At 36.9% G+C, this 3906-nt stretch carries 3 protein-coding genes and 1 pseudogene; 3 read left to right on the top strand and 1 reads right to left on the bottom strand.

What is annotated here, in order from left to right; all coding sequences use genetic code 11:
- Both FTT83_RS15590 and FTT83_RS15585 read left to right on the top strand, forming a co-directional pair.
- Positions 1–110, top strand: a pseudogene (locus tag FTT83_RS15590) (IS701 family transposase); the annotation flags it as partial.
- 947 nt (positions 111–1057) lie between these two features.
- The gene (locus FTT83_RS15585) at positions 1058–2128 is read left to right on the top strand and encodes an alpha/beta hydrolase (protein WP_180082413.1); all 1071 of its coding nucleotides are present in this window, start codon (positions 1058–1060) and stop codon (positions 2126–2128) included.
- Between the two features lie 53 nt (positions 2129–2181).
- Here the strand turns inward: FTT83_RS15585 and FTT83_RS15580 are convergent, their stop codons facing one another.
- Positions 2182–2850: an acetoacetate decarboxylase family protein gene (locus FTT83_RS15580; RefSeq protein WP_180175095.1), complete on the bottom strand. Its 669-nt coding sequence runs from the start codon at positions 2848–2850 to the stop codon at positions 2182–2184.
- 102 nt (positions 2851–2952) lie between these two features.
- Between FTT83_RS15580 and FTT83_RS15575 the strand changes: the two genes are divergently transcribed.
- Complete coding sequence (locus FTT83_RS15575) at positions 2953–3522, top strand: peptidylprolyl isomerase (protein ID WP_180082407.1); 570 nt, start codon at positions 2953–2955, stop codon at positions 3520–3522.
- Positions 3523–3906: the final 384 nt, after the last annotated feature.

Genomic DNA, 3906 nt, shown 5'->3' with positions numbered 1-3906 from the left:
AAAATGTATATCGTTGGCAGAAGAAATTATTTAGACCAATGATCAAAAACTTCATTGATGACTTTATTCTCGATAAAAATCATCTGCTACCACAGAGAATCTATAAATAATAGTGCGTAAGTCCTAAATTATTAAAAAGCATTATTTTTTCTAAAATAAAATACCAGATGATGTGATGATTGCGGGTAAATATCAGAATTTAGACCAGGTTAAGCAGAGCAAAGGTGGAACCCTTGTGATTAGCGCATCCTGATATAAGTAACCCTATTATTTAGAGTGTAGTGAACGGCAGAAATAGCAGTTGCAATAGCCTGAACCGGATTAAGTTATTGATAATAATATGTCTGAGAAAATTTATAGCATGCAGGAAGCGCAATGTTAGAGAGTCTACTTAGACTTAAAAACGATCAATATTAAATGAAATATATATTTCACAAAAATGCTTCAGATGCTTATTATTTAACCCAGATTCTATCGCTGTAGTTTCTTCTTGGTATTTAGAAATGTGTTTTCTAGGCTTATCCAACCTCTGGATAAGCTTTTTTTTTGCCTAAAGTTAAGTAAATGCAGAATAAATAGAATTTATGTATCTGTTTAGCAAAATTTTATCAGGATTCTGAGCGGCCCCCCCCCCTCTAAATTACGATCTAAATAATAGGCAAAGGAATCATACTTCCAACGTTGAGGATATTACTCCCCTTTATATTACTAGTCATAACCTGAACCCTAGGCTTGGTTATAATGACAGTCCTAGCAAGTATAAGAGTCATTTTAATAAGTGCCATTTTCAGGAAAGGGGATAATGCAGCTAAAAATCGCCTTGCTAATGATAGCAGAAGGCGTCTTTTAGCCATAACATTCATTCTTTTTGTGGGCTGGAGTGGCAAAAACACGCCGAAATATACATGGAAATTGTCAATGACAAGGTATGAAAAGAAGATTAGCGTATGAATGTTTTTACTGTGTATACCGATAATTAGACTGATATAAGCGTATGGTCACGTATTGGCTGATCATGTAAAAAATATCAAGATTAAAATAAAAGGAAGGTGCCATGATGGTTGCTTTTAGCCGAACTTTACAGACCATGTTAGAAAAAGGTCAAGGTACAGCGGCACGTACTTTAGATCGATTGCCCAGTTTTGCACAAAAATCTCTAGTTAAAATTTTAAGATATCCGCATCAATATCCTGAACTTGATCCCTTGGTGCAATGTATGATGGCAGCCCAGTTAAAACGGGGCAGTAGTGGTTTGGTCAGTGAAGATATTATTCATGCCCGTAAAAGCTTTGATTTGCAAATGCAGTCCATCAAAGCCAAGCCTACACCAGTGAAACAGATTGAAGATCTACGTTTACCTTTACACAGCGGCACCATCTTTGCGCGACATTATCATCCTGCACCCACTAAAAAATTGCCTATGGTGGTGTATTTTCATGGTGGCGGCTTTGTTGTAGGCAGTCTGGATTCGCATGATGAGGTCTGCCGTTTACTGGCAGTGCATGCCAAAGTGCAGGTTTTAAGTATTGACTATCCTTTAGCACCTGAAGCGAGTCCGAATCAACTGATTCAAAGCTGTGAAGATGCCTTGGCATGGGTCTATCAAAACAGAAAACAGCTTAAAATCTTAAAAAATAGAATTTCAGTGGCGGGGGATAGCGCTGGAGGGAATATCAGCACGGTAGTTGCACAACGTACAGCTCATAAAGTGTATGCACCGCAAGCGCAATTACTGCTCTATCCGGCAGTTGATTTTAAAAGCCGTCATCCTTCATTTTATGCCTACAATGAAGGACTGGTTTTAACCGGTAAAGATGTGGATTTTGTCACCCATTATTATGCAGATACGCATCAGGTTGAACTCGATGATCCGCTGATTTCACCGACTTATGGTCAGCATGACAAATTACCACCTACCTTTGTGGTGACTGCAGGTCATGATGTATTACATGATGAAGGGGAAATTTATGCACATAAATTACGTCATCGTGGCGTAAAGGTGCATTATCAGGAATATGGCGATCAAGCGCATGGTTTTGTCAATCTCACACCTGTTTCTTATCGTGCTAAAAAGTATTTTATTGAAATCAGTAAAAACTATAGAAAGTTTTGGGATAAACACGCTTAAATTTTTTGAGCTGGGTATTCATTTATAATAAAGGTGTTTCACGTGAAACACCTTTATTTTTTCTCGATTTTAGCTTTAGGTAAGGTGAGGCTAAATTCTGGCACATAAAAGCTGTGTAAATAGCGGGCTTGAGAAAAATCGGGAAAAATGTCCTGGGTGTTTTTCCAGCTCGCCTGTTTTAATTTACTGAGTTTACCGCGAAATTGTAGTGTGAACTGATAGCGTAAACCTTGCCAGGCTTGATCGATCTTGAGCAGCCGTGCAGGTAAATGATGACTATTCACATAAAAAGTCTGGCTATGTTTATATTTCTGCAAGCACAAACTCATTTCTTGTTGCTCAAAGCAGATATTGCAATACACCACATCATCATGGATGAGCCATTCAAATTGGGCCAGCTGTTTTGGTATTCCCCAAAAATGTTGACCATTTAGCATAGAGGCTTCGGTAGAAACATAAATTTTCGGAATGCAAGACAAACGTCTTTTACTGATTAAAGGATGATCCAAGATCAGCAATTCATCATATGGGCCTACAGGAGAATCATGATAACGAACCAATATGACCTGTACCACGCGTCCAATTGGAGAAGGAGCAATATAAAAAGTCCGATGCTGCGCAATAAATTTGGGCGTTAACCAGTAATTCAAAATAAAAGCATTACCCTGTAAATGCCAAGGTGGGTAAAGGGAAAAAGTAGTTGTATTTAATTCTTCGCTCATTGTAATGCTCATTTTATATCAAAAAGAGAAGCTGTTATATTTATATTGAAAGATTAATATATAGTCATTCACAATGACCACTTAACGTAGAAGAGTAAAGAAATGTTAAAAAAGGCCTTATTTGCTATTGGTACTGCATGTATGAGTTTGCAGGTGATGGCTGCAAATACCCTGGTAGAAATGAAAACCTCAATGGGAAATATTGAAATAGAGCTATTTAATGATAAAGCGCCTATTTCAGCAAAAAACTTTGAAAGTTATGTAAAAGATAACTTTTATAATGGCACCATTTTTCACCGGGTGATTCCTGGCTTCATGATTCAGGGGGGAGGAATGGATGCCAACATGGTCGAGAAGCAGACCAAAGCCCCTATTCAAAATGAATCCTATAATGGCTTAAAGAACCTGCGTGGCACATTGGCCATGGCACGAACCAATATGCCTAATTCAGCAACCAGCCAATTTTTTATTAATACGGTAGACAATGACTTTTTAAATAGAAGTCAGATGAATGCAGGTTATGCCGTGTTTGGTAAGGTTGTGAAAGGCATGGATGTGGTCGATAAAATCACTCAAGTACCGACTGCAAACTTTGGAATGCATCAAAATGTACCAAAACAAGTGGTGAAAATTATCAGCGTGAACATTAAAGCAGCAGAGGTGAAAAATTAAGAAAAAAATAAAGCAGAAATATTTTATTCATATTTTTGCTTTAAAATTATATGTTTATATTTGAATTAGAATAAAAATGAACCAGCTTAGTGCATAAAAATACAACACTCAATAAAACAATCAGTTAAAAGCACTTGCATGGGTAAGAAATTGCCCTATAATGAGCTCATCCCGACGCGATACAGCAAACGAACTTAGCTGAACAGGTTAAGTTGTTGAATGTTTATTGCGTTATATTTTCTACTGACGAGGTAGGAAATAGATCATTAAGAGATTATGAAGAACAACTTGTGTGGATTTTTACTGGTTGATTGATCGAAATTATTTTCATTGATTGATGGTAGAAATTACTCGAAGTTTATTTGAGAAATATTTGTCAGAAAA

It is taken from the genome of Acinetobacter sp. YH01018 (genome assembly GCF_013420295.1).
Taxonomy (GTDB): domain Bacteria; phylum Pseudomonadota; class Gammaproteobacteria; order Pseudomonadales; family Moraxellaceae; genus Acinetobacter.
The sequence above is the reverse complement of the archived record's forward strand: the minus strand, read 5'-3'. Positions and strand labels throughout refer to the sequence as shown.

Coding starts and splice junctions, on each gene's coding strand:
- FTT83_RS15585 (WP_180082413.1), top strand. CDS start 1,058: ATGGTTGCTTTTAGCCGAACTTTACAGACCATGTTAGAAAAAGGTCAA.
- FTT83_RS15580 (WP_180175095.1), bottom strand. CDS start 2,850: ATGAGCGAAGAATTAAATACAACTACTTTTTCCCTTTACCCACCTTGG.
- FTT83_RS15575 (WP_180082407.1), top strand. CDS start 2,953: ATGTTAAAAAAGGCCTTATTTGCTATTGGTACTGCATGTATGAGTTTG.